Raw genomic sequence first — 24,690 nt, 5'->3', positions numbered from 1 at the left:
CCGACCCCTTGCGTAATGGTCAAGAATCGTTGACCATTGTCCGCATGCCCACCGATGATCTCCCCGAGACGTTCCACGTCACCACGGACGAGCAGCTGCGCGCCGTCTCCAATCTCACGCGCCACCGGATCATGGCCATGCTCCGCTTCGAGCCGGCGACGATCACGCAGATCGCCCAGCGGATGGGCCTTGCGAAGGGCAGTTCCAGCTATCACGTGCGGCTGCTGGAGCGGGCCGGCCTGGTGAAAGTGGTGCGGACGCGGAAGGTGAGAGGGGTCACCGAGCGGTACTACGCGATGGCCGCGCGGTCGATCGCGCTGCCGGATCCAGGGCCGGGGCAGCCGGACGTGCTGCTGCGGAACGCGGTGGCGGACCTGGAGGCGTCGCCGGCGGAGGGCGAACGGCACGTACGGATGGCGCATCTGCGGCTCACCGAGGAGCAGTTCGCGGAGTTGGGAGCGCGGCTGGAGGCGCTGGCCGATGAGTACCGGGCGCTGTCCGATCCATCGCTTCCAGACGTGTCGCTCGTCTTCGCGCTGTTCCGGCCGATGCCGCACCGGCAGGTCGAGGAGGGCGCCGAATGACCTCGGAGCCGATGAACGACCGCGTGAAGTTGCCGGCCGGCTTCGGGCGCCTGTGGACCGCCCAGACGGTGTCCTCGCTCGGTGACGGCGTGACGCATGCCGCGCTGCCGCTGCTGGCATTGACGTTGACCCGGGATCCGATGGCGCTGGCCGTCGTCACCGCCGCCGGAACACTGCCCTGGCTGCTGTTCGGAGTGCTCGGCGGTGCGCTGGTGGACCGCTGGGACCGCCGCCGCACGATGTGGGTCACCGACGCCGCGCGTGCGGCGCTGCTCGCCATACCCGCCGCGGCCGCCGTGCTCGACGTGCTCAGCATCCCGCTGCTGGCGGCCACCGCGTTCCTGCTCGCCCTCGGCGGGCTGTTCTTCGACACGGCCGCCACGGCCTACCTACCGGATCTGCTCGGCCGCGACCCCGCCCGGCTGGAGCGCGCCAACTCCCGCCTGCGCGGCACCCAGACCGCGGCGTCCGGCTTCGCCGGGCCGCCCGCGGGCAGCGCGCTGCTCGCGCTCGGACGTTCGGTTCCGCTGCTCGCCGACGCGGTGTCGTTCGCGCTGTCCGCGCTGCTCGTCCGGTCGCTGCCCACCGTGCCGCGCCCGGCCTCGAACGCCCGCGATTCCCTGCTCCGCCAAGCGCGGGCCGGGGCCTCCCACGTCTTCCAGGACCGGCTGCTGCTCGGTCTCGCACTCCGTCCGGCGGTCGGGAACATCGCCTTCATCGCCGTGGAGACCGTCTTGGCCCTCTTCGCCCACGAACGTCTCGGCGTCGGTGCCCTCGGCTTCGGCCTGCTCCTCACCGCGGAGGCCACCGGCGGCCTGCTCGGCGCGGGCATCGCCTCCTTCCTCGGCCGGCGCCTGGGCACCGGCACCGCGCTCACCTGCACCGCCGCCATCGAGGGCCTCGCCATCCTGGGCCTGGCCTCCGCCCCCGACCCGTACGTGGCCGGGCTCGCGCTCGCCGTCTGCGGCGCGGGCATGGGCGCCACGATGGTCCTCGGACCCTCCCTCCGGCAGGCCATCGTCCCGGCCCACCTGATCGGCCGAGTCGCCTCCACCTCCCGCATGCTCGCCATGTGCGCCGCCCCGTTCGGCGCCTTCCTCGGCGGCTGGCTGGCCACCGCCTACGACCTGCGCACCCCGCTCTACGCCGCCGCCGGCCTCCTCCTCACCATGACCGCCGTCACCGCCACCATGACCACCAACCGCCGCGTCGAAGCAGCACTGCGCAACGCACGCCCGAGCGCCGACCCTGCCGACCAGCACCCCGCCGAAGAGCTCACCGTGCACACCACATCCAGGTGATGATCACCACTTGCCGACCCCCCCACCTCCCGAAACCGAACGGCCAGTGGCGGCAGTAAGACCGCGACCGAACTGAGCCGTTCCTCTCCCGCCCTTTACCGACGGCGGGAGGGATTGAGGGCTTTTCCATAGACACCCTGAGGGATATGTCCGATTAGTCACAATCCCATCTTCTGGAGGGGATGCATGTTCAAGGAAGCACTCGGCATCACCACCCTCGGTGGCGCCCTACTGGCTGCGCCGGTGGCGGCCGCGTCAGATCAGACCTCCGGCAGCGCCGCGTCGGTACCCGGGCGTCAGCCCGAGCCCATCCAGGTGGACGTCGACGTCAAAGCGGCACCGGGAGCCAAGAGCGTCGTCACCGTCGTCGTCACCGACGCGGACGGCACTCCCCTCTCCGGGCGCTTCACGTGCATTCCGAGAACGGACGAACCCGGGGTGACGAGTCCGTGTAAGAACACTAACAGCAAGGGAACCGCCGTATTCAACGCCGATAGCGACGGCACGTACCGGGTCACCGTCAAGGCGACTCAAAGTTACGAGGGATTCAAGGGAGAAACGTTCAAGGCCAACAAGGGCGCAGCAAACCCCAAGCCCGAGGGCGATACCGAGGACGGGCCTGAGCTCGAGCCCATCCATGTGAAAATCGACGTCGTCTCGATACCGGGAGCAGAGACGGCCTCTGTCTTCGTCGATGTCAAAGACGAAGACGGCACTAATCTCCCCGGGCGCCGGGTATGCGTTCCGAGGGTGGACGACCCCGGGCCGACGACCCAGTGCAAGAAAACCCGGGATGACGGGGTCGCCGTATTCTTCGTCGATCCCAAAGGCACATACCGGGCCACCGTCGACGCGACCAAGAAGTACGGTGGATTCAAGGGGAAGCAGTTCAAGGCCAACACCAGCGCCGGAAACGTCGGCTATCTCAGGTGACGGGAGAGGGTTGCGCGGCCACCGGGCCGCGCAACCCCGTGTTCGCACTTCCTCCTGCACCCGCGCTTGTCCGAATGCACTGCGGATAGCGCCGGTGACACGGGAACCGTCGTCGGATGTGGTGCCGACCTCGCTACAGGGCCTGCCGGGCTTCCCTGGAATCCTCCACGGATCGCGCTCGGCGCATGCCGGGTGAAAGACGGAACCGACAGCGACGAACCTCTGCGGCCTCCTCGCCGGGCAGCTCGCAGGGCTCGAACCGCACACGGGCGCCGGTAGCCGCCCGCCCCCGCGTCGCCTCGATCTCGTAGCCCGGCCCGCGCAGGCCGTCGAAGACCTTCACCGCGGCGCTCCGCCTTGTCACTGCTGCCAACGGCCTCGAACCGGACGTGCCGGAAGGAGAACTCATCACTCTCTTCGGTCCGAACGGGGCGGGCAATACCGCAACCGAACCGAGCCGTTCCTCCATTTCTCCTTACTGACGGCGGGAGGGATTGAGGGCTTTCTGATAAGCGACTCGGGAGATATGTCCGATTAGTCACAATTCCATCTTCTGGAGGGGATGCATGTTCAAGGAAGTACTCGGTGCCACCACCCTCGGCAGCGCTCTACTGGCTGCGCCGGTGGCGGCCGCGTCAGATCAGACCTCCGGCAGTGCCGCATCGGTACCCGGGCGTCAGCCCGAGCCCATCCAGGTGGACGTCGACGTCAAGGCGAAAACGGGCGCCAAGAGCGTCGCCACCGTCGTCGTCGCCGACGCGGACGGCACTCCCCTCTCCGGGCGCTTCGCGTGCATTCCGAGAACGGACGAGCCCGGGGTGTCGCCCCAGTGCAAGAACACCAACAGCAAGGGAACCGCCGTATTCAACGTCGACAGCGACGGCACGTACCGGGTCACCGTCAAAGCGACTCAAAGCTACGAGGGATTCAAGGGAGAAACGTTCAAGGCCAACAAGGGCGCAGCAAACCCCAAACCCGAGGGCGACACCAAGGACGAGCCTGAGCTCGAGCCCATCCGGGTGGAAACCGGGGTCACGGCGATACCGGGATCGAAGAGCATCGTCCGCACCGTCGTCACCACCGAAGAGGGAGATTTTCTCTCCGGGCGCCGGGTATGCGTTCCGAGGGTGGACGATCCCGGGCCGACGCCCCAGTGCAAGAAAACCGACGATTTCGGGAGCGTCGTATTCAACGTCGACGGCGGCGGTGAATACCGGATCACCGTCGACGCGACCAAGAAGTACGGCGGATTCAAGGGGAAGAAGTTCAAGGTGGACACCAGCGCCTCGAACGTCGGCTATCTCAAGTGACGGGAAGGGGCTGCGCGGCCATCGAGCCGCGCAGCCCCTTATCGGTTTCACCGACTTGTTTCGTCCTCCTGCGGCGGGCCAGGAAGGCCTCTACTGCGGCGGGCGTGCGGGTGGCGTGGAAGGAGTCTCCGCCGAGCGGCCAGGAGGTTCGGTCGTCGTCCACCGCCCGCGCGTCCTGCGCCTACGGACCGAAGTGCTCCTTCACCTCGTCGAGCGGCATGTCGAGGACCGCGCTCGCCGCATGCCGGGTGAGGATGGAATCGGCGGCGACCGCGACGAACTCGGCGGTGTCCTCGGCAGGCGGCTCTCGCGGCTCGAACCGTATGCGGGTGCCGGTAGCTGTCCGGCACGGTCGACACGGAAGGTGCGTCGGTCGTCGCGGTTCACGTCCCAGACCACCAGGAACCCCTTGCGGTCGGCGGCCACCGGCGAATGCGGTGCGGCGGGGCGATGAGGCCGATGGCCTTCGTACCTTCCGCGCACACCGCCGCCGCCCGATGCGTGTGCGATGTACCGGGTAACGTGCCCCGAGGCTTCGGTCCTTCCCTAGTGGACGGCTTCGTACATCTCAATGATCGAAGCGGGGATGGCGCCGTGCTCGTTGACCTTGATGCCGATACCGCGGGCCCAGTCGCGGATTTCGGACTCCTCGGAGGCGGTCCTACGGAACGGTCCGCGTCGTCGCGCCTCGTCGTCCATGGGGATCAGCACCGTTCGGTAGCGGGAGCCGCGCAGAAACTCCTCGGTGACCCGTAGACCGGAAAGCTTCTCGATGAGGGCGAGTTCGCCCGAGCCCCAAAGAGCGGCGAGCGGGCCCGAGGCGTCCGGCAGGCCCAGATGGGCGAGCGCCGCGTCGAGAGCGGCGGGCTCGGCGCCGTACCTGGGGCCGCCGAGTGACTGGAATGCCGTGCGGAGCTCTCTGTCCACGTACCAGGCGAAGCCAGGGTCGCCCGCCCCGTTCAGGTAATGAGCCATCACCATGGAGCCCTCGGACGCGGCGGTGAAGTCAGCGGCGCTCATCAGGCCGCCGAGCTCGAACAGAAGCGTCCACGGACCGTCCGTGCCGGTGGCCTCGACGATGCCTGCCGGCATGAAGTCGCTCAGATACCGGTCAGGGGTGGCCTCGAGATAGGCGTGGAAGTGGTCGACGAGGGCGCGGAAGCCGTCCGCCTGATCCTCGTCCGTGGCGTGCAGACGCTCCAGCACAACCTCGGGAGGCAGCTGGAACAGGGCAAGGCCGTAGAAGTCGACGGGGAATGCGGCCCACCAGGCGTAGTCGTCGATCAAGCTCATCCCGGCATCCTGGCGGGCCGATCGGACATTTCGGCCAACTTTCGGAATGTGAGTGACCGCGGGCCAGAGTGATATCCGTTGGATTTCGCCACCTGCCACGAGGACCCCGGTGGAGGCAGGGGGTCGTGGCGCATCGCGTGGGCGTCGGGCCTGACGCCCACGGCACCGCGCGCTTGCGCCACCGCTCCAGAATCGAGGCCGTCGTGGTCGCCGCCGAGCATCACCGCAAGCAGATCGCCGACGCGTTGCTACGCCACATGCTCAAGCCCCCGGCTCCTCGGTCCTGGCATGTCTGGAGGTGTGTCGCGGGTGACGGCTGTATCGGGTCGCGGAGCGGTGACATAACCCTGACCGGTGGGAAATCGCTCAAAGCTACGAGGGCTCACTGTGGGTGAGTTATGTTTTCTCCAGCGTGCCGCCAAGCCAGAACCATGAATGCGGACGGACGGGGCCTGTCCGGTTGCGTTCGGCTCAGGGGCCGGTGTGGGCGGCGCGCTGGAGAACTCGGGCATCTGCGGCGGGAGGCTGTGACACGGTGCTGGGCTTGCCTCGCCATGTGGCGTGCGTGATGGACGGGAACGGACGGTGGGCGGCGCAGCGGTCGCTGCCCCGGACGGCGGGGCACAAGGCCGCGGAGACCGCGGTGATCGACGTCATCGAGGCCGCGTACGCGGCCGGTATCCCCTGGCTCAGTCTGTTCGCCTTCTCCACGGAGAACTGGCGCCGTCCCGACGGGGAGGTCGACTTCCTGATGGGGCTGGTGCGGCGGACCATCCGCAAGCACGCCCTGTCCCTGCACGCGCGGGGGATCCGGTGCCGCTTCCTCGGCGACTCCGACCTCAGGATCCCCCCGGATCTGGCGCGGGACATCGCCGACCTGACGACGCTGACCCGCGACAACACGCGGATGACGCTGACCGTGGCGTTCGACCACGGGGGGCGCCGCGACATCGTGCGGGCCGCGCGGTCCCTCATCCGCAACCGGGTGCCCGCCGAGCAGGTCACCGAGGAGAGCTTCGCCCACCACCTGCCCTATCCCGACACACCGGACGTGGACCTGGTCATCCGCACGTCGGGCGAGCACCGCATCTCCAACTTCATGCTCTGGCAGGTGGCCTACGCCGAATGGACCTTCCCGCAGGTGCTGTGGCCCGACTTCCGGGCCACCCACTTCTGGGAGTGCCTGGACTCCTACCGGGAGCGCGAGCGTCGTTTCGGCGCCGTCCGGCTACCGACACCGACGGGAAAGGGATGACATGACCGAGACGGCAGGCACCACCGCGGGGAGCGTCCCCGGCGACGAGGACTCCCTGCTCCAGCGGCTGTGCAACGAGGCGCGGTGGGGGCTCGCGGCGACGCGCGCCAGCATCCTGGAGGCGGCGCACCCGCAGATCGGGGCCGCCCTGATCGACCACTCGACGTTCGTGGTGCACCCGTGGCGGCGGCTGCGCAACACCGTGGTCAGCACCCAGCGCATCGTCAGCGGAGACGAACGGGTCCGCGACAAGGAGACGGCGCGCCTCAACCGGCTGCACTCCCGGATCTCCGGCACCGACGCGCAGGGCCGCCCCTACGACGCGATGGACCCCGAGGCGCGGGCCTGGGTGGTGGCGACGCTGTTCGAGTCCACCGTCATGATGTGCCGCCTGGGCGGCGAGCCCCTCGACCAGGCCGCGCAGGAGCAGCTGTACGCCGAGTTCCGCGCCTTCCTCGGTCACATGGACGCAGACGGCGGACGGCTGCCGGACACCCTCGCGGAGTTCTGGCCCTACTACGAGAAGACCATCGCCGAGGGCCTGGAGAACACCCAGGCGGTGCACGCCGTGCTCTACCGGCTGTTCGCCGAGGTGCCCGCGCCGCCGCTGCTGCGCGACCACCCCGCGACATGGGCGGCGGTCCGCGCCCTGGCCGGACCGCTGGCGACCGCGATCACCGTCGCGTCGCTTCCCGAGTCCTACCGGCGGCAGGCCTACCTCACCGCGCTGCCGGGTGCGCGGGTGCTGATGCACGGCGCCTACCTGACGGCCGGACTCGCGACCCGCTGGCTTCCCTCCTCCTGGACCCGAACCGAGGTGCTCCTGGACGCCTTGAACCTCGACCCTCCGGCAGGACAGGGCTCACCCGTGGTGGAGTCGCTGCGCGACCACGCCGGAAAGGTAGGCGCCCTCCTCCGCCTCATCACCCCCGTCCCCGCACGTCCCGGCCCGGGCGGCTCCGCGCGCCCCGGTCGCCCCGGTCGCTCGGGTCGCTCGGGTCGCTCCGGATCCGACGGATCCGCCCGGCGGTCGGCCGAACGCTTCTTCGCCCAGGTGCTGGACCAGACCGGCGACGGCTACCTCGACTGGCCCGACCTCGCCGCCATGGCCAGGGAGATCGCCACCCGCCTCGACCTGGACGGCCCGGCCGAGGACCGCCTCTTCGCCGCCTACGCCGCCTGGTGGGAGGAACTGCGCACCACCCTGGACGCCGACGGCGACGGCCGCATCGACGCACACGAGTACGCCACTGCCACCACCCTCGCCGGCCGCGCCCTGATCGAGATCGCCGACGTCCTCTTCGACGCCACCGACACCGACGGCAGCCAGACCATCAGCCCCGAGGAATACCGCGCCCTCTTCCGCACGACCTTCGACCACGACCCCGCCGCGGCCGCTCCCGCCGACCTCTCCCGCAGCGCCTTCACCCGCGAGTTCCTGGCCTTCATGGCAGGCCGCCACCACTCAGCCGCCTACGAGAACCTCCTCACCCAGACCTGACCCCGCCCTGATCCGTCCACCACCACGGCCCGGGCCCGGCCAAGGCGCCCGGCGGCGCCCGGCCAGGGAGCCCAGCGGCGACGCCCTGCCAGCGCTCGGTCCGCAGCGGCAGCACGACCGACTGCGGGGATGTCCCGACTGCGGGGATGTCCCGGCTGCGGCGCTGCCGCAGGCTCCTCGCACTCGGCTGGCTGTTCCTTCTCGCCTTCGACGAAGGAAGAACCCCCGGGTGCCGCCGAACCGACAGCTGAACACCTGATCCAGTTGCTCGCCTGAACGAACCGTCCCTGCCCGCGGTCGCGGCGGCCGTGAAACGCGCTCAGCGCAGTTCTTCTTCGGCGAGGTGGAGGAGGACGTCGATCAGGCGTGCCCTGAGGGGGAGGTCCGCAGCGAGGTGGTCCGGGGTCCGGACATCCCAGGTGGTGGTCTGGAGGGCGAGGTCCTGAGCGCGGGGTTCGTCTTCGGTGATGAGTGCCAGGGCGAGGTCCATGGTGGGACTCGGCCCCTCCAGGGCGGTGCGGAAATCGGTGAAACGCTGGAGGTGCGCCGCGGCCGCCGACGGGTTGAGCGTGGCCAGAAGGAGTAGCTGGGCCTGGTGTGCTCGCGGCGATCGCCGCCACAAGGTCAGCAGGTCGGGAACGGCGGCGGCAACGGCACGGGTCGTCAGGGCTCCCGGGTTGTCGCCGTCGGGCTCGGAGAGCGTCCAGGTGTTCTGGGAGGCGATGTAAAGGAGGCATTGGAGGAGTTCGAAGCGGCGCTCAGGGAGGAGGTTCGGCGAAAGGGCGATCTCCACCAGGAACGGGATGGTGCGCTCCGTCGCCGCGTACACGGTGCCCTGGTGCACGATGGCGCTGAAGTACGCGTCCATGGCGTCCGACCAGCCCTCATCGTTGGCGGCCAGCGCGTTGAGGATCTCAGGCGTGTCGTCCGCGGAGCCGTATGCGTGGTCGAGCGCAGACCAGTCGATGTCGTCCAGTCCGGTGAGCGTGATCGGATCTCCCTCGCCTGACGGCGATGGGGGCCCTTGGTCCAGCAGCCGGGGAGTCACGGCGCTCTGAGCTCGGGGCGGGGTGTGAGCGAAGGACGCCAGACGGGACTCCCGCACGTCCTCCGCCGTCCGGTCGACGAGCAGCCCGTCGAGGGAGCCGAATTCCGGCGGGCTCGGATGGCGGACGCCGTAGGCGTCCTTCAGCCGCGCGACGAACCGGTGCTCCTCGGCCTTCCACCATTCGACGTCGTCATCGGGATACGGGCCGTCATCCCACGCCAGGACGCGCCAGCCCGGCTCATCGCCCCAGCGGCCGCGGTAGGTGCAGGGGGCGAGCAGGACCTGGGCGTAACCCCGCTCGATGAAGACCTCCGCGATGCGCCGGGCAGTCGACTCGTCCGCGACCGCGATGTCGGCGGCTTCGCTCCAGCGCCAGAGAACCTGCACGAATTCGGCCATGTCGCAGCATTCTAGGCACAGGCCCAAGAGGCTCCAGACCTACAGCGCACCGTCTCGCACCCCTCTCAGCGCTCCACTCCGACGCGTCCGGAATGCCTGCGCCACGCTCGGCTCGGCGACCCGATGTTCGGGCTTGCCGGGTTCTCATGGGGTGATGGCGGCATTGCGGGGCTCGCGGCCGTTGCCACCGGACCTCGGGTCAGGGGCGCGGGCCGGCGCCGTGCAGCAGGGTGTCGATGATGCGGGCGGCGAGGGTGTCCGGGTCGGCGTTGTCGGCGTCTCCGTGCAGGGACTCCCCGATGAGCGCGTAGTAGACCCGGCGTACCCAGTCGAGGTCGGCCGCTTCGTCGATGAGTCCGTCGGCCCGGGCTCGCTTCAGTACGACGGTGCAGCGGCGGTTGATGTCCTGGTGGAGGGCGGCGGCCTCGCCGTTCGGGTCCGCCGGCAGGCCCAGGGCGAACGCCCAGGCGCTCTTGACCTGGAGCACGTTGGCCGTGATCCGGTGCATCGCCACCAGCGGCGGCGCGGTGTCCGGCCTGCCGTCGTCCACGGCCTGGGCGAGCTGGCGGGCCGCGGACGCCGCCAGCGCCTCGATGAGCGCCTGCCGGTTGGCGAACCGCCGGTGGATCGTCGTCCGGGCCACTCCCGCGGCCGCGGCGATCTGCTCCATGGAGGCGCCGGGGTCCTCGGCGAGCACCCGCTCGGCCGCCTCCAGGACCGCGCGCACGCTGCGCTCCGCGTCCGCCCGCAACGTTCGTTCCGCCATCTCGCCTCCCGCTGGACCATCTGACCAGGAACACAGTACATGCAGGATGCAATCTCAAACTAATCTGCATCAAGGCTGTTGCATTTCGTCGAAGTACTAGTACTCTCCACTCTCAGTTGGCGTCGATCAAAGGAGTCACTCGTGCACAGCACCGCCCTCATCACCGGAGCATCGTCCGGCCTCGGCGCGGAGTTCGCCGCGCAGCTCGCCGCCCGGGGGCACGACCTGGTCCTGGTGGCGCGGTCCGGCGACCGGCTCGCCGCCCTCGCCGAGCGCCTGATCGCCGAGCACGGCGTCCGCGCCCATGTGCTGGTCCAGGACCTCGCCGAGCCGGACGCGGCCCGCCGCGTCGCCGACCGGCTGGCCGCCCGCGGCCTGAGCGTCGACCTGCTGGTCAACAACGCGGGCTTCGGCACGTGCGGCCGCTTCGAGGAGATCTCCGGCGCCCGCGACCACGACCAGCTGATGGTCAACGTCGTCGCGCTCGTCGACCTCACCCACGAGCTGCTGCCCGGCATGCTGGAGCGCGGTCGCGGCTCGATCGTCAACGTCGCGTCCAACGCCGGCTTCCAGCCCTCCCCGTACTTCGCCGTCTACGGCGCGTCCAAGTCCTTCGTGCTGAACTTCGGCCTCGCCCTGCGCCAGGAGTACCGGAAGCGCGGCATCCGCGTGCTCACCCTGTGCCCCGGCCCGGTCGAGACCGCCTTCTTCGACACCATCGGCACCCGCCGGGCGGCCGTCACCGGCTCCATGACCACCCCTGAGCCCGTCGTGCGCGCCACTCTGCGCGCGCTCGACCGCGACCGCGGCTATGTCATCCCCGGATTCGGCAACGCCCTGGCCGCGCACCTGACGCCCCGCCGCCCCCGGACCGTGGTCGCCGCCATCGCCGAACGCATCACCCGCAAGGTCCTGGCCCCGTCGACCGGCGCCGGGGCGCCGCGGGAGCACGCGGCATGAGATCCCTCCCAGCTCCCGCCGCCGCGGCCTCGGCAATGTTGCTCGTCGGCACCTCGACGGCCGTCTCCGCCACCATCGCCGACTACCCGGTCTTCGCCGGACAGGCACTGCGCTATGCGCTCGCCGCGGCGATCCTGCTCGCCGTCGTACGCCACCGGCGCCTGCCCCGCGTCCGCCTGACGCCACGTGACGTCCTGCTCCTGGTCGCGCTGGCCGCCACCGGCCTGGCCGGGTTCAACCTCTTCCTCGTCGAAGCCACCCGGCACGCCGGCCCCGCCATGATCGGCACCGTGGTCGGAGCCGTCCCCCTCGTCCTCGCCCTCGTCGGCCCGCTGCTGGAACGCCGGCGCCCCGCTCCGCGCACCGTCGGCGCCGCGGTCGTGGTCGCGCTCGGCGCAGCCGTCGCCGCCGGTCTCGGTTCGGGGAGCCTGCAAGGCCTCCTGCTGTCCCTGGGCGCGCTCGCCGGCGAGGTGGCCTTCTCCCTGCTCGCCATCCCGCTCCTGCCCAAACTCGGCCCCCTGCGGGTCGCCGCCTATCCCGCCGCCCTGTCCGTGCCCATGCTGCTGGCCGCGAGCCTCGCCCTGGACGGCACGAACGCCCTGCGGCTGCCCACGTCCGGCGAAGCGGCCGCCTTCGGCTACCTGGGCGCGATCGTCACCGCGGCCGCCTTCTTCCTCTGGTACGACGCGCTGCGCCGCCTCGGCGCCGACCGTGCGGGCCTCTTCGCCGGCCTCGTACCCGTAGGCGCGCTGCTCACCGCCGTCGCACTCGGCCTCGGCCAGGCGGGCCCCGCCGACGTCACCGGGGTACTGCTCGTCGCGGCGGGCGTCGTCACCGGCCTCCGACAGTCCGGCCGCGGCAGCCGAGAGCCAGAAGCAGCCGGTGAGCCGACGGACCACGGCCGGCACCGCGGAGCGCCTGATGCGCGCCGGTGCGGCAGCGCCAACACGGCACGTGCCGTATCGTAGTGGGATGACCACCAGCCGTTCCGACGCCCGCACCAGGACGATCATGCAGGCCACCCTCGATCTGGCACGGGAGTCCGGTTACGCCAGGCTCAGCATGGAGGCCGTGGCGGCCCGTGCCGGCGTCGGCAAGCACACCGTCTACCGGCGCTGGCCCTCCAAGGGCCTGCTCTTCCTCGACTCCCTCCTGTCGCAGAACGAGCCGGACCTGGGCTATCCCGACACCGGCGACGTCATGGCCGATCTGCGCAGCCAGATCCACGCGGCGGTGGACCTGCTGGGCGGTCCCCCGTGGGGCCCGCTGTACCGGGCGCTGCTGGGCGAGGCCCAGCACGACCCCACCGTCGCCGCCGGTCTCAACGAGCGCTTCATCCGCCCGCAGGCGGACCGGACCGTCGCCCGCCTGCGCACCGCCCGGGAGCAGGGCCAGCTCTCCTCCGACTTCGATCTCGACCTGGCCATGGCCGTCCTGTCCGGTCCCCTGTACTTCCAGCTCCTGATCACCCAGGAGCCCCTGACCCACGACTACGTCGACCGCGTGCTCGACGCCCTCTTCGCCGGCATGGCGCCCAGGCCCTGAGCCGGACCGCTCCCCGCTTCCGGTGCACGCGCTCGTTACCTTCTCCCGCCAGCGCCCGTCATGGGTGTGACGACGGAAAACGAACGGCCGTCGCACCGACGAGTGAAGCGAGGACGGAATGCTGACCGACATCATGTACGTGACGGTCTACGTCACCGATCAGGACCGCGCACTGGAGTTCTACGCCGAGGGGCTCGGCCTGGAGAAGCGGATCGACTTCTCGGGGCCCGACGGACGCTTCCTCACCGTCGGCGTTCCCGGCAGCCCGGTGCAGATCCTCCTGTGGTCGCACGCGGCGGCCGCGGGGAAGCCGGGTGACGGGGACCGGGGCACCGCGCCCGGACCGCTGATCCTCGAATCCGACGATCTGCGCGAGGACTTCGAGATCATGCGCCGACGCGGTGTCGTCTTCGAGGAGTCCGCGCCCGAGGAGTACCCGTTCGGGATCCGCGTCGAGGCGGTGGACCCGGACGGCAACCGGATCTCGCTCCGCCAGCAGCGGAAGCCGTGACCGCCCACCCGTCCGGCCTCGTGGCCGAGGCGTTCGAAGCCCAGCGCGATCGGTTGCGCGCCGTCGCGTACCGCGTGCTGGGCTCGCACGCCGACGCCGAGGACGTGGTCCAGGAGGCCTGGATCCGCCTGGCCCGCCAGGACGAGGCGACCATCGCCAACCTGGCGGGCTGGCTGACCACCGTGGTCGGCCGCATCAGCCTGGACCTCCTGCGTTCCCGCCGGGCCCACCCCGAGACCCCTTACGGGCAGGAGTCCGCGGACCTGGTGGTGACGCCCGCCGACGGCCCCGCGCCGGACGACAGGCGGCGCTGGCCGACACGGTCGGCCTCGCCCTGCTGGTCGTGCTCGACTCGCTCACCCCGAGCGAGCGCCTGGCGTTCGTCCTGCACGACATGTTCGCGGTCCCGTTCCAGGAGATCGGCCGGATCCTGGGAAAGTCCGCCGACGCCTGCAAGATGATCGCCAGCCGCGCCCGCCGCAAGGTCCGGGCCGCGGACCGGTCGGCGGGCCCCGGCCGCGAGCACCACGAGGCCGTCGAGGCGTTCCGCGCCGCCGCCCTCGGCGGTGACTTCGAAGCGCTCCTGCGCGTCCTCGACCCGAACGTGAAACTGACCGTCGACACCCCCGACGGCGTGGTCGTCACCCTCGGCGCCACCGCGGTCGCCGCCGGTGCCCGCATGTTCTCCGGCCAGGCCGCCCGCCACCGGCCCGTGCTGGTCGACGGCGTTCCCGGCCACATGTCCTGGCGCCCCGACGGAACCCCTCTCTCCGTCATCGCCTTCACCGTCGCCGCGGGCCGGATCACCGGCATCCGCATCGTCGTCGATCCGGCCAAGCTCGCCTCGATCCGGCTGTCCGCCCCGGCCTGAGCCGGTGCCGCGCCGCGGCACCGGCCGGGGGTGTTCATTCTCATTATCGATAATGATAACGTTCTGGTGTGAGAGATTCCCAGAAGCGCTGGGCGGAGCTGGCCCTGCATCCGGTGCGGATACGGGTGCTGCGGGCGGTCAGCGGCGTGCGCCGCACCACCCGCGAGATCGCCGACCTGCTGCCGGACGTGCCGCAGGCGACGCTCTACCGGCACCTGGCCGCGCTCGCCAAAGGCGGCCTGCTCGAAGTGGTCGAAGAACGCAGGGTCGGCGGGACGACCGAGCGCGTCTACGCGCTGCCGCCCGGCGGGGCGATGCTCAGCGGCGAGGCGCTGGCCGAGGCGACGAGTGAGGACCACGAGCGTTACTTCACCTCGTTCGTCTCCAGCCTGCTCGCGGAGTTCTCCCGTTACCTGGCGCGCGAGCAGATCGATCTGGTGGCCGACGGCGTCGGCTACCAGCAGATGGTGCTGCACCTGGACGACGAGGAGTTCGCCGAATTCGCCCGCGGTTTCACCGAGCTCGTCCAGCCGCTGACCCGCAACGAACCGAGGCCGGGGCGGACACCGCGACTGCTGGCGACCGTGCTCTTGCCCGTGGACACACCGGCCGCGAAGAAGGACGACATGACGACCGAAGAAGAGACGACATGACAGAGACCACGATGACCGGCGGACGCCTCCGGATCGAGGCGAGGAACCTGACCAAGCGCTTCGGCGACATCACCGCCGTGGACGACCTCGGCTTCACCGTGGAGCCCGGACGGATCACCGGATTCCTGGGGCCCAACGGCGCGGGCAAGACGACGACGATGCGCATGATGATCGGGCACATCACCCCCACCTCCGGTTCGGTCACCATCGGCGGGAAGAGGTACCACGAGCTCGCCGATCCGTCGGCCACCGTCGGCGCCGTCTTCGACGCCGCCTCCTTCCACCCCGACCACTCGGCCCGCGACCACCTGCGCGTGTACGCCGCGATGGGCGGCCACCCCGATGGACGCGTCGACGAGCTGCTGTCCCTGATGGACCTCACCGGAGCCGCACGCCGCAGGACGCGCGGCTTCTCCACCGGCATGCGCCAGCGGCTCAACCTGGCGACCGCGCTGCTGGGCGACCCCCGGGTCCTGCTGCTGGACGAGCCGAGCAACGGCCTGGACCCCGCCGGCACCGCCTGGCTCCGCTCCTTCCTGCGGCACCTCGCCGGGGAGGGCCGCACGGTTCTCATCTCCAGCCACGTGCTCGGTGAGATCCAGCAGGTCGCCGACGACGTCGTGGTGATCCGCCAGGGACGGATGGTCGCCGCGGCACCGCTGGCGGAACTGTCCGGCACGGCGCCGGCGGTCCTGGTCCACTCGCCCGACGCGGAAGCCGTGGCCCGGATGCTCGTCCAGCAGCCGTTCGCCGGATACGAGACGCGCGTGGAGCGGATCGGGCCGGAGCAACTGCGCGTGTGGGGGCCGGATCCGGCGAGCCTCGCCGACCTGGCCGCCGCGCACCGCCTCCGGATCCACGGCCTGACCCCCGAGGAGCCCGACCTGGAACGGCTCTTCCTCGACCTGACAGGGAGCATGCGATGAACCGACTGATCAAGGCCGAGTTCCGCAGGCTGCTGGCCACCCGGATGTGGTGGGGCGCCCTGCTGGTCGGCGGGCTCCTGGGCGGCGGGCTGATCGGCATGCTGACCCTGGTCGGCCCCGAGAACTTCGACCCCCCGATGCCGGGGCTGCACACCGAGCAGGGGGTGCGGACGGTCCTGGGGTTCCTCGGCTACACCGCGTTCGTTCCCGCCGCGATCGGCACCCTGGCGGTGACGTCGGAGTACCGGCACCGGACGATCAACTTCACGTTCCTGTTCGCGCCGCGCCGCTGGCAGGTGCTCGTCGCCAAGATCGTCGCCCACGGCGCGGCGGGCGCCTGCTACGGGCTGGTCCTCGCCGCGACCTCCGCCCTGGCCTTCTTCGGAGCCGCGGCGGTGAAGGGCGTGACGCTGGGCATGCCCGCCACGGGCATCATCGAGCTGCTCGCCAGGACCGGCCTGGCGATGGTCGCCTACACGGTGCTCGGGATCGGCATGGGCGCCCTGATCCGCAACCAGGTCGCGGCCCTCGCCGTGGTCATCGGATACCTGTACGCGGGCGAGACGCTCCTGATGATGATCCCCGGCATCCGGCACCTCTACCCGTGGCTGCCCGGCGGCGCCGCCGCGGCGCTGACCGACTTCACCGCGATCTCCGACGCCCTCTCGCAGCAGATGTCCACCGACCCCATCCGCCTGCTCTCCCCGGTGGCGGGCCTGCTCGTCCTCCTGGCGTACACCGCCCTGGCCGGCACCGCCGCCGTCCTCAGCCCGATGCGCCGCGACGTCGCCTGACCACGGGAGTCCCGGAGGCGGTCATGGCCGAGGGGCGCCTTCGAAGACGAGGTGCCCGCCGTCCTGCCCGGCCTCCGGGCCGATTTCGACGAGCCAGTCGGCTCTGCGGATGACGTCGAGGTGGTGTTCGACGACGATGACGGTGTTCCCGGCGTCGACGAGGCGCTGCAGGTTCTCCACGAGGGTGTCCACGTCGCTGAGGTGGAGGCCGGTGGTCGGCTCGTCGAGGACGTACAGGTCGGCGTTCGCCCCGTTGCGGAGTGCGGTGGCGATTTTGAGCCGCTGGTTCTCGCCGCCGGAGAGGGTGGGCAGGGTCTGGCCCAGGCGGAGGTAGCCCAGGCCGACGTCGATGATCCCGGCCAGGGCCGCGGTGATCTGAGGGTCGTCGAACGCGCCGACCGCCTCGGTGACGGTGAGGTCCTCGGTGTCGGCGATGGTTCGTCCGCGGACCCGGTGGGCCAGGGCTTCCGGGGAGTAGCGCCGGCCTTGGCAGGCTTCGCAGACGACGGTGTGGTCGTCCATGAAGGCGAGGTCGGTGCGGATGCTTCCGGTGCCGTTGCACTCGGGGCAGGCGCCGGTGGAATTGGAGCTGAACAAGGCGGCGGGCGCGTTGGTGGCGCGGGCGTAGATCGAGCGGAGACGTGGCCCTATGCCGCTGTAGGTGAGCAGCGTGGAGCGTCCGTTGGCGGCGATCGCGCGCTGATCGATGCTGGTAGCCGGGTGCTGGTCGAGGAGCTCGGCCATCAGGCTCGACTTGCCCGAACCGGCGACGCCCGTGACGACGGTGAGTACGCCGAGAGGGATGCCGACGGTGATGTCCTTCAGATTGTTGCGGCGTGCGTGCTCGATCAGCAGCCGTCCACGTGCCCGCCGTCGGCGCGGCCCATCGGCGGTGGCGCGGGTGAGGGCGCGGCCCGTGGGGGTGTCGGCGGTGAGGAGCTCGGTGAACGGGCCGTGGAAGACGAGTTCACCACCGTGTTCGCCCGCGCCGGGACCGATCTCGATGATGGCGTCGGCCTCGCGCATGACGTCGGGGTCGTGTTCGACGACCAGCACGGTGTTCCCTTTGTCGCGCAGCCTTTTCAGCAGGGCCGTCATGTCCCCGACATCTCTGGGGTGGAGCCCTACGGTGGGCTCGTCGAACACGTAGAGCACTTCGATGAGGCTGCTGCCGAGGTGGCGGATGGTCTTGATGCGTTGGGACTCCCCTCCGGAGAGGGTGGTCGTTCCGCGATCGAGGCTGAGGTAGCCGAGGCCGATGTCGTCCAGGGCGGTGAGCCTGGTGTGCAGGCTCTCGACGACCGGTGCCACACGGACGTCGTCGATCGTGGCGATGAGCGCAGCCAGGTCGCGGATCTCCATACGGCTCATCCGGGTGATGGTCTCCCCTCCCACGCGGACGGATCGGGCCTGCTCGTTCAAGCGCGCGCCGTCGCACTCCGGGCAGGTCTTTGCACGGGTGAACCTCTCCAGCACCGCCTGCTTACGGTCCGACAGCGCGTCAGAGGTGCGTAGGTAGATGCGCTCGAAGCGTTCTACGACTCCCTCGTAGTCCTTCGGGGGCCTGGTGCCGAGCTTCGCGGCCGCTTCCCCGCCGTACAGCAGTGCCTGGCGCTGCTCCTTGCTCCATTCGCGCAGCGGGGTGGCCGGATCGAACGAGCCGATGTCGGCGTACTGCCGGTACCAGTACTGGCCGTCCCCGAACCCGGGCAGCAGGATCGCCCCCTCCTTCAGGGACCTGTCCAGGTCGAGCATCCGATCGACGTCGCTAGTGAGGACCCGTCCGATGCCGTCGCAGGCAGGGCACATGCCTCGGGGGTCGTTGAAGGAGAACCGGTTCGACTCGCCGATGTGCGGAGTACCGATCCGGGAGAACAGCAGCCGCAGGTACGTCCAGGTGTCGGTGGTGGTGCCCACGGTGGAGCGGGCGTTGCCGCCCAGCCTGCGCTGGTCGATGATCACCACTGGGGAGAGGCCCTCGATCGAGTCGGCCTCCGGGCGGGAGTGGCGGGGCAGGCGGTTGCGCAGGAACGGCGGGTAGGTCTCGTTCCACTGGAACGCCGCCTCCGCGGCCACGGTGTCGAACACGAGCGACGACTTGCCCGACCCGGACACGCCCACGACCACCGTCAACGTGTTCCGGGGGATGTCGAGGTCGATGCCCTTCAGGTTGTGGGTCCGCGCGTTCCTGATCTTGATCATGTTCCGGCTCATCACCCCTGTGTACGCCGAGATGCGGCCGGATCACGGCCGCGTCTCGGCGTACTGTGGAAGGCGATGGCCGATGTGACCAAACGGATGCTGGACCTGCTGGCGCTGCTGCAGACCGGCCGCAGGTTCGCCGGAGCCGAGCTCGTCCGGCGGCTGGAGACCAGCCCCCGCACGCTGCGCCGCGACGTCGAGCGGCTGCGCGAGTACGGCTATCCCGTCATGACCCGGCCGGGGCCGAGCGGTTTCTACCAGCTGGGCCCGGGGACGCGACTCCCTCCGATGATCTTCGACGACGAGGAGGCCGTCGCCCTCCTGATCGGTCTCGCGCTGGCCGCGGCGGCCGCGCCCGGGACCGCGCCGGAAGACGACACCCGCGGCATGGGCGCCGCGGCCGACCGCGCCTACGGCAAGGTCGATCAGCTGCTCCCGGCGCGGCTCCGGACCAGGGCGCAGCTCGTACGGGCGTCGATGGAGGTCTCCCCCAGCCCCTCCCCGGCGATCGACACGGCCGCGTTCGCCGCCATCGGCGAGGCCTGCACCCGCCACGAGCAGATCGGATTCGACTACCGCGGCCCGGACGGCACGGTCACGACCCGGAAGGCGGAACCGTACCGGCAGGTCCTGACGCGCGGTCGCTGGTATCTCCTCGCCTGGGATCTGGGCAAGGACGACTGGCGGACGTTCCGCATCGACCGCATCCACGACCTGACACCCACCGGCCGGCGTTTCTCCCCCCGCTCCCTGCCCGCCGACGACGGCCGCGCCTACCTGCACGCCGCGCTCACCCGTCCCCGCCACCGGGCCGTCGCCACCGTCGAAGCCCCGGCCGAGACGGTCGCGGACAAGCTCAAGTTCGCCGACTGCACGATCGAACCCCTGGCCGACGACCGGTGCCGCGTCACCGCGTTCGTCGACTCCTTCCCCTGGCTCGTCATCAACCTCGGCCTCATCGGCGCCGAGTTCCGCATCCACGCTCCTGCGGAGTTCGCCGACCTCAGCCGGGAGCTGGCCGGACGCCTTCTGCGAGCCGGATCCTGACGGCGGAGACGAAGGGGGACGGCGGGACCGTCAGACGATACGTTTATCCGACCATCCCCCATATGGAGGCCGACCTTGTCCGTGTCCCCCACCCGTATCGTGCTGGCTACCGCCTTGGCCGCCGGTGTCGCCATCGCGCTCCCCGCATCCGTCTCGGCCGCGCCCAAGCAGTGCGCCGTCGGCAAGTGGCGGCTCATCAGCTACTCCCTGGTCGCCAAGACCGAGACCACGAGCACCGTCAAGGGCGGCGCGGGAACCAAGCTGACCATCACGCCGAAGAAGTTCAGCTACGACTTCACCGGTTCCAAGAAGGTCGTCGTGAAGACCGTCCTCGACGGCGCCCCCATCACCATCAAGCGCGCCTACCGCAAGCACCTGGCCTTCAAGTCCGTCCTCAAGGGCACCAAGAAGGGCGACTTCTCCCTCAAGCGGAAGTCCGCCTCCGGCAACGCCGTCGTCGACTCGACCCTCGGTGGCGTGCCCGCAGGCCACGAGAACCTCGTCAAGACCTACCGCAAGGGCGACTATGACCTCTTCGTCCTGCCTCACGGAAAGTACACCTGCGCCGGCAAGTCCCTGAAGTTCCAGACCAAGTTCACCGACGAGACCGGCACGTCGACCATCTCCGCCCACTACCGCCGGGTCTGACCCGCCAGCACCGCCGACGACGGACCGGAAAACGTGGTCAAAGGCGGGCTCACCCGTCCCCGCCACCAGGCCGTTGGCTGCCGACCCCCACCGACAATCAATGGCAGGCGAGGAGCCATGATGACGGTGTCGCCTGCGGTCGCGCACGTCAACGGCTGAGCAGATAGCGCCGGGGTGTGGTGCCGACCGTGCGGCGGAAGGCCGCCAGGAACGCGCTCGCCGTGGCGTATCCCACGCTGTGCGCCACCCGTGATACCGGCTGCCCCTCGGCCAGCAGCGGTAGGGAGGCGCGCAGGCGTACCTGGGTGCGCCATTGGTCGAAGCTCATACCGGTGTCGCGGACGAACAGCCGTGTCATCGTTCGTCTGCTCACGCCCGCTGCGCGGGCGTGTTCCTCCAGGCAGCGCGGGTCGGCCGGGTCTGCCAGCAGGGCGGCCGCCACTACCCGAACCCGCTCGTCGGTGGGCTGCGGGACGGTGATGGGCCGTGTGGGCAGCGGGCGCAGCAGGTCGGGCACCACGGCCTCGGCGCGCGCTCGCGCGTCGTCGGTGAGGTCGGTGCGGGCCAGGTACCCGATCAGCTCGGCGAGCATGCCGTCGACACCGACCGCCGTGGGCTCGGACCAGTCCACCGGGCAGTGCTCCGGTGCCAGGTACAGGCTGCACAGCACCGCTTCGCGGGTCGCGCCGGTCGTGTGGGTGACGCCTGCGGGCAGCCACAGCGCCCTGGTGGGCGGCAGGACCCAGTACACCTCTTCCACGCCGACGCTCAGGACGCCTCGCCGGGTCCAGGCGATCTGGTGGTGGGTGTGGCTGTGCGGGGCGATCCATTCCCCCGAGGCCAGCGGGAAGCGGCCGACGATGATCGCGCCTATGTCCTCCATGTGCCTGTCCTTCATGCGACATAGTCTGGCCTCATCGCGGATTGTGGCCAAATACTGCGGATCGTAGCCTCGGCAGATGCCGATGATCGTGTTGTGCCTCGTCCAGTTCATGCTCGTGCTCGACGACACGGTCGTGAGCGTCGCTCTGCCCAGCATCCGCGATGACCTGGGGTTCAGCGCCTCCGGGTTGCCCTGGGTCGTCAACGCCTACTTCCTGGCCTTCGGCGGGTTGCTGCTGCTGTGCGGCCGGATGGCGGATCTGCTGGGCCGCCGCCGCGTGTTCCTCATGGGCGTGGCGCTGTTCGGAGCGGCCAGCCTGGTGTGCGGGCTCGCGCAGCAGCCCTGGCAGCTGGTGACCGGGCGGTTCGTGCAGGGCGCGGGTTCGGCGATGGCCGGCCCGGCGGCGATGTCGATGATCACGTTGCTGTATCCGGGACCGGAGGAGAGGACCAGGGCACTGGGCATCTGGGGCGGCATCGCGGCGCTGGGCGCGACCGCGGGCCTGGTGATCTCCGGAGCACTGACCGACCTGGTGTCCTGGCGGGGGATCTTCCTGATCAACCTGCCCGCCGTCGTCGTCGCCCTGGTGCTGCTCCCCCGTCTGGTCCCCGAGTCCCGCGCCCCTGGCCGGCCCCGCCTCGACGTTCCCGGCGCGGTCCTGGTCACCGGTGCCGCGGTGTCGCTGGTGTACGGGCTGCTGCGCTCCGGCGAGAACGGCTGGGGCGATCCGGTCGGCATCGGCGCCGTTGCACTGTCGGCTGCCCTGGCGGTGGCCTTCCTGAGGGTCGAGTCACGGGCGGTGGCGCCGCTGGTGCCCGGATCGTTCCTGGCCTCGCGGACGCGGGCGGTCGCCAACGGCGCGACCCTGCTGTTCTCGATGGCGATGTACGCGATGTCGTTCCTGTTGATGATCCAGGTGCAGACCGCTCTGGGGTACAGCGCGCTCCTGGCCGGCCTCGCCTACCTTCCCTACGGCGGCGGCATCCTGGCAGGCATGTGGCTGTCCTCCCGCATCTCGTCCAGAGCCGGGACGCGGTGGACGCTTCTGCCGGCGTTCGCGGTCAACATCGCCGGTCTGCTGTTGCTGTCCGGTATGACGGCAGGCGACTCCTACGCCGCCCACGTCCTGCCCGGCATGCTCCTCCTGAGCGTCGGCAATGGGCTGAGCCTGCCGGTCATGGCCGCCGCTGCGGTCGAGGGCACCACCGAGGAGGACGCCGGTCTCGGCTCGGCCCTGTTCACCTGCGTCCAGCAGATCGGCGGCGCCGTCGGGGTGGCCGCGCTGGTCGTCATGGGCTACTCACACGGACTCACGGCGGGCGCGGTCTGCATCGCGCTCGCTGCCGTGCTCATCGCCGTGCTGCTGCCGCCACGCGCCGGTGGCCCGCGACGGCCTGGCGAACATCAGGCTGACGACCCGAGCATGCCGACAGCAGTTCCGCAGTCATGAAGCGCCGGGAAGATTCGCGGACCGACCCCTCCGGCCGCCCTCAGGAGGACTCGACGAGACGTGTCTCCCAGGCCCAGGCGGCGACCTCGACGCGGTTGCGAAGCCCGAGTTTGGCCTGGACGCCCGACAGGTGGGTCTTGACGGTGCTGAGGGAGATGAAGAGCTCCGCGGCGATCTCCTGGTTGGTGCGGCCGCGGGCGATGGCGCGGACGACCTCGAGCTCGCGGGCCGACAGCGGGGACGAAGGGGAACGGCGGGACGCGGCCGGGGCCGTCAGGTTGCTCAGCAGGCGGAGGGTGATCGAGGGGGAGATCAGCGCGTCGCCGTTGTGGGCGGCGCGGACGGCCTCGACGAGCAGGCTGGGGCCGGCGTCCTTGAGGACGAAGCCGACCGCGCCGCCGCGCAGCGCCCCGTAGACGTATTCGTCGAGGTCGAAGGTGGTGACCACGACGACGCGGAGCGGGTCGGCCACGTCCGGCCCGGCCAGCGCGCGGGTGACCTCGATGCCGTCCAGGTGCGGCATCCTGATGTCCACCAGGCACACGTCGGGACGCAGGCGGCGGGCCAGGGCGATCGTCTCGGGTCCGTCCGCGGCCTCGGCGACGACCCGGATGTTGGGCTGGTCCTCGAGGATGAGCCGAAGGCCGCTGCGGATCATCGCCTGGTCGTCGGCGACCAGCACCTTGATGGTCATTCGGGATGCTCCGAGGAGAGGGGAAGTGCCGCGCGCACCGACCATCCGGCGTCCGGGAGAGGCCCCGCCTCCAGGGTGCCGCCGAGCCGCTCGACGCGTTCGCGCATCCCGATCAGACCGTAACCGCTGCGCTGACGGGACCGGGAAGGCCTCGGGGAGGCATCGTCGGTGACCTCGATGGTGATCTCCTCACAGGCCCTGCCGACCTCGACGGTGACCGACCGGGCTTGCGGGGCGTGGCGTGCGACGTTCGTCAGGGCTTCCTGGACGATCCGGTACACGGTACTGCTCACCTCCTGCGGCCAGTCGTCCGTGTCGTCGGGTTCGGTGAGGCGGGCGGGCGGGCCCTGCCGGTTGAAGCGTTCGACGAGCGTGCTGAGCCGTTCCGGTCCGGGCGAGGTCGGCGGGGCGTCGCCGGTGTCGCGCAGCAGGCCGACCGTGCGGCGCATCGCGTTCAGTGCCTCGGACCCCGCGGCCTCGATACCGGCCAGCGCGCCGGCCGCCCGCTCCGGGTCCCTGCGGGCGACGAGTTGCGCGGCCTGGGCCTGGAGCAGGATGCCCGTGAGGTGGTGGGCGACGATGTCGTGGAGTTCCCGGGCGAGTTCCAGCCGCTCGTCCTGGCGTACCTTCTCGGCGGTGGCCCGGGCACGGTCGGCGAGGTACCTCCGGCTCCACCCGAAAGCGACGGCGCAGGCCCAGCCCGCAGTCGTCCACACCGGCACGGCGGCGGACGCCCACAGCCACGTGCCGGCGGCCACCAGGGCGCCGCCCGCCGCGACGGCACAGGCCTGCCGCGGCGGGGAGATCCTGACCACGGTGCCGGTGAGCACCGCCAGGGCGAGAACGGTGATGGGACCGGGCTCCTGGGGCAGGTCGGTGAAGTGGGCGGTTCCGATGGCGGCGGCGGTGACGGCCAGTCCCGCGAACGCCGCCTTCTCCCGCCACCGTCGGCGCAGGAGCGCGAGCCCGCACACCACGGCTCCGACGACGCCGTTGAACAGCCAGGAGACGCCGCCCCAGCTGACGCTGAGGCTGTAGGCGGTGAAGGCGATCCCGAGGGCGAACACGACGGCAAGCCCGACGTCGACCCCGTTCACCCGATCCGTACCGTTCATG

The 24,690-nt window shown here is 70.6% G+C and carries 26 protein-coding genes; 18 read left to right on the top strand and 8 right to left on the bottom strand.

The features are described from left to right. Positions 1-44 precede the first annotated feature (44 nt). The 4 genes from ABD140_RS07880 (at position 45) to ABD140_RS07865 (ending at position 4,128) form a co-directional block, all read left to right on the top strand. Complete coding sequence (locus tag ABD140_RS07880; RefSeq protein WP_344238324.1) at positions 45-584, top strand: ArsR/SmtB family transcription factor; 540 nt, start codon at positions 45-47, stop codon at positions 582-584. After that, the gene (locus ABD140_RS07875; protein WP_344238322.1) at positions 581-1,885 is read left to right on the top strand and encodes an MFS transporter; all 1,305 of its coding nucleotides are present in this window, start codon (positions 581-583) and stop codon (positions 1,883-1,885) included. Before ABD140_RS07880 ends, ABD140_RS07875 begins: the two co-directional genes overlap by 4 nt. Before the next feature lie 186 nt (positions 1,886-2,071). Next, on the top strand, positions 2,072-2,818 hold the full coding sequence (locus ABD140_RS07870; RefSeq protein WP_344238320.1) for a hypothetical protein: 747 nt from the start codon (positions 2,072-2,074) through the stop codon (positions 2,816-2,818). A 566-nt stretch (positions 2,819-3,384) separates the two neighbouring features. Next, entirely contained in the window at positions 3,385-4,128 is a 744-nt protein-coding gene (locus ABD140_RS07865) for a hypothetical protein (protein WP_344238318.1), read from the top strand. Here the strand turns inward: ABD140_RS07865 and ABD140_RS07860 are convergent. Beyond that, entirely contained in the window at positions 4,121-4,291 is a 171-nt protein-coding gene (locus tag ABD140_RS07860; RefSeq protein WP_344238316.1) for a hypothetical protein, read from the bottom strand. The two genes, ABD140_RS07865 and ABD140_RS07860, sit on opposite strands and share 8 nt — an antisense overlap. A gap of 383 nt (positions 4,292-4,674) precedes the next feature. Beyond that, positions 4,675-5,415: a DUF6461 domain-containing protein gene (locus ABD140_RS07855; protein ID WP_344238314.1), complete on the bottom strand. Its 741-nt coding sequence runs from the start codon at positions 5,413-5,415 to the stop codon at positions 4,675-4,677. Between the two features lie 541 nt (positions 5,416-5,956). On the opposite strand from ABD140_RS07855, the gene uppS reads away from it, so the two are divergent. Beyond that, entirely contained in the window at positions 5,957-6,676 is a 720-nt protein-coding gene (gene uppS / locus ABD140_RS07850; protein WP_344238312.1) for a polyprenyl diphosphate synthase, read from the top strand. A 1-nt stretch (position 6,677) separates the two neighbouring features. Continuing rightward, a complete protein-coding gene (locus ABD140_RS07845) occupies positions 6,678-8,177 on the top strand; it encodes an oxygenase MpaB family protein (protein WP_344238310.1) in 1,500 nt (499 codons plus the stop codon). A gap of 319 nt (positions 8,178-8,496) precedes the next feature. On the opposite strand, the gene ABD140_RS07840 is transcribed toward ABD140_RS07845, so the two are convergent. Together ABD140_RS07840 and ABD140_RS07835 are read right to left on the bottom strand one after the other, a co-directional pair. Further along, entirely contained in the window at positions 8,497-9,624 is a 1,128-nt protein-coding gene (locus tag ABD140_RS07840) for a hypothetical protein (protein ID WP_344238308.1), read from the bottom strand. A gap of 199 nt (positions 9,625-9,823) precedes the next feature. Next, positions 9,824-10,390 (bottom strand): TetR/AcrR family transcriptional regulator, encoded by a 567-nt coding sequence (locus ABD140_RS07835; RefSeq protein WP_344238306.1) that lies wholly within the window; start codon positions 10,388-10,390, stop codon positions 9,824-9,826. Positions 10,391-10,531: 141 nt separating this feature from the next. On the opposite strand from ABD140_RS07835, the gene ABD140_RS07830 reads away from it, so the two are divergent. From ABD140_RS07830 to ABD140_RS07790, 9 genes are all read left to right on the top strand, one after another. Beyond that, positions 10,532-11,350, top strand: coding sequence for an SDR family NAD(P)-dependent oxidoreductase (locus ABD140_RS07830; RefSeq protein WP_344238305.1), 819 nt, complete (start codon positions 10,532-10,534; stop codon positions 11,348-11,350). Then, positions 11,347-12,318 (top strand): DMT family transporter, encoded by a 972-nt coding sequence (locus tag ABD140_RS07825; protein WP_344238304.1) that lies wholly within the window; start codon positions 11,347-11,349, stop codon positions 12,316-12,318. The genes ABD140_RS07830 and ABD140_RS07825 overlap by 4 nt, the downstream gene beginning before the upstream one ends. Before the next feature lie 4 nt (positions 12,319-12,322). Then, on the top strand, positions 12,323-12,895 hold the full coding sequence (locus ABD140_RS07820) for a TetR/AcrR family transcriptional regulator (RefSeq protein WP_344238303.1): 573 nt from the start codon (positions 12,323-12,325) through the stop codon (positions 12,893-12,895). Between the two features lie 118 nt (positions 12,896-13,013). Next, a complete protein-coding gene (locus ABD140_RS07815; protein ID WP_344238301.1) occupies positions 13,014-13,406 on the top strand; it encodes a VOC family protein in 393 nt (130 codons plus the stop codon). Then, on the top strand, positions 13,403-13,867 hold the full coding sequence (locus tag ABD140_RS07810; RefSeq protein ID WP_344238299.1) for a sigma factor: 465 nt from the start codon (positions 13,403-13,405) through the stop codon (positions 13,865-13,867). Before ABD140_RS07815 ends, ABD140_RS07810 begins: the two co-directional genes overlap by 4 nt. Then, complete coding sequence (locus ABD140_RS07805; protein WP_344238297.1) at positions 13,750-14,277, top strand: sigma factor-like helix-turn-helix DNA-binding protein; 528 nt, start codon at positions 13,750-13,752, stop codon at positions 14,275-14,277. Before ABD140_RS07810 ends, ABD140_RS07805 begins: the two co-directional genes overlap by 118 nt. A gap of 68 nt (positions 14,278-14,345) precedes the next feature. After that, the gene (locus tag ABD140_RS07800; protein WP_344238295.1) at positions 14,346-14,930 is read left to right on the top strand and encodes a helix-turn-helix domain-containing protein; all 585 of its coding nucleotides are present in this window, start codon (positions 14,346-14,348) and stop codon (positions 14,928-14,930) included. After that, the gene (locus ABD140_RS07795; protein WP_344238293.1) at positions 14,927-15,856 is read left to right on the top strand and encodes an ABC transporter ATP-binding protein; all 930 of its coding nucleotides are present in this window, start codon (positions 14,927-14,929) and stop codon (positions 15,854-15,856) included. Before ABD140_RS07800 ends, ABD140_RS07795 begins: the two co-directional genes overlap by 4 nt. After that, positions 15,853-16,650 (top strand): ABC transporter permease, encoded by a 798-nt coding sequence (locus tag ABD140_RS07790; RefSeq protein ID WP_344238292.1) that lies wholly within the window; start codon positions 15,853-15,855, stop codon positions 16,648-16,650. Before ABD140_RS07795 ends, ABD140_RS07790 begins: the two co-directional genes overlap by 4 nt. A 21-nt stretch (positions 16,651-16,671) precedes the next feature. Here ABD140_RS07790 and ABD140_RS07785 read toward each other — a convergent pair whose 3' ends face one another. Continuing rightward, a complete protein-coding gene (locus ABD140_RS07785; RefSeq protein ID WP_344238290.1) occupies positions 16,672-18,852 on the bottom strand; it encodes an excinuclease ABC subunit UvrA in 2,181 nt (726 codons plus the stop codon). A gap of 75 nt (positions 18,853-18,927) precedes the next feature. Between ABD140_RS07785 and ABD140_RS07780 the strand changes: the two genes are divergently transcribed. Then, positions 18,928-19,899 (top strand): helix-turn-helix transcriptional regulator, encoded by a 972-nt coding sequence (locus ABD140_RS07780; protein WP_344238288.1) that lies wholly within the window; start codon positions 18,928-18,930, stop codon positions 19,897-19,899. 75 nt (positions 19,900-19,974) lie between these two features. Continuing rightward, entirely contained in the window at positions 19,975-20,547 is a 573-nt protein-coding gene (locus ABD140_RS07775; protein WP_344238286.1) for a hypothetical protein, read from the top strand. A 148-nt stretch (positions 20,548-20,695) separates the two neighbouring features. On the opposite strand, the gene ABD140_RS07770 is transcribed toward ABD140_RS07775, so the two are convergent. Continuing rightward, the gene (locus tag ABD140_RS07770) at positions 20,696-21,445 is read right to left on the bottom strand and encodes a helix-turn-helix transcriptional regulator (RefSeq protein WP_344238284.1); all 750 of its coding nucleotides are present in this window, start codon (positions 21,443-21,445) and stop codon (positions 20,696-20,698) included. Positions 21,446-21,506: 61 nt separating this feature from the next. Between ABD140_RS07770 and ABD140_RS07765 the strand changes: the two genes are divergently transcribed. Next, the gene (locus ABD140_RS07765; RefSeq protein WP_344238282.1) at positions 21,507-22,880 is read left to right on the top strand and encodes an MFS transporter; all 1,374 of its coding nucleotides are present in this window, start codon (positions 21,507-21,509) and stop codon (positions 22,878-22,880) included. Positions 22,881-22,920: 40 nt separating this feature from the next. Here the strand turns inward: ABD140_RS07765 and ABD140_RS07760 are convergent, their stop codons facing one another. Together ABD140_RS07760 and ABD140_RS07755 are read right to left on the bottom strand one after the other, a co-directional pair. Continuing rightward, a complete protein-coding gene (locus tag ABD140_RS07760) occupies positions 22,921-23,574 on the bottom strand; it encodes a response regulator (RefSeq protein ID WP_344238280.1) in 654 nt (217 codons plus the stop codon). Next, positions 23,571-24,689 carry a sensor histidine kinase gene (locus ABD140_RS07755; protein WP_344238278.1) on the bottom strand — a complete coding sequence of 373 codons (1,119 nt, stop codon included), beginning with the start codon at positions 24,687-24,689 and terminating at the stop codon, positions 23,571-23,573. The genes ABD140_RS07760 and ABD140_RS07755 overlap by 4 nt, the downstream gene beginning before the upstream one ends. Position 24,690: the final 1 nt, after the last annotated feature.

It is taken from the genome of Actinocorallia libanotica (genome assembly GCF_039525175.1).
In the GTDB taxonomy this organism is placed as follows: domain Bacteria; phylum Actinomycetota; class Actinomycetes; order Streptosporangiales; family Streptosporangiaceae; genus Actinocorallia; species Actinocorallia libanotica.
The sequence above is the reverse complement of the archived record's forward strand: the minus strand, read 5'-3'. Positions and strand labels throughout refer to the sequence as shown.